Raw genomic sequence first — 579 nt, 5'->3', positions numbered from 1 at the left:
CTCAAGTTTATCCTCGGTATTTTTTATTTCTTTAGATAGATATTTTTCACAATAATCGGCCGCTTGTTTAACATGATAACCGATAGCCAATTTATCAGATCCAGAGTGGAGTCTGTTTAGCGATGCTAATCGTTCCTTTAATGTTTCAAGTTGTGTTTGCGGTGTTAACTCTGCTTCTTTCAGGAATATTTCTCTAGCTTCAAGGTATTTCTTAATGGCTTTTTGTATTTTTGGCTCACGGTAACTATAGAGTTGGCCATCTTCAAAGGTATACCCTTGTGATTCAGCTAATTTTTGTGCTTTATCTAGAATAACTTGTCGTTTTTCCTTTTGTACCTTTACCCACTCTGCTGCAGCATAAGCATTGGTCATTTCTCTGAGGTAAGGCTGCGGATTATCAAGACATTTTTCAAGTTCTTGATAATCTTTTTTATCTTCTTCAGTTATGAATGAGGTAATATCTGCACTCAGTAATCCATTAAGGGTATTTGATTGTGCTAAGGTATCCATAAGGTCTTTTGAGTTTTTTTTGCCTTGGAATACCTTTTCAGCTTCTGCAAAATAATCACAAGCGGTATC

The 579-nt window shown here is 35.8% G+C and carries 1 protein-coding gene; it reads right to left on the bottom strand.

Going from position 1 to position 579, the window contains the following annotated elements:
- Nucleotides 1-579 (bottom strand): hypothetical protein (locus tag CTN01_RS22875; RefSeq protein WP_428838921.1); only part of this gene is annotated, 579 nt, incomplete at both ends.

The sequence above is a fragment of the Photobacterium angustum genome, assembly GCF_003026365.1.
Lineage (GTDB): Bacteria > Pseudomonadota > Gammaproteobacteria > Enterobacterales > Vibrionaceae > Photobacterium > Photobacterium angustum.
Note: the sequence above shows the minus strand (reverse complement) of the source record. Positions and strands in the feature narration are given on the sequence as shown.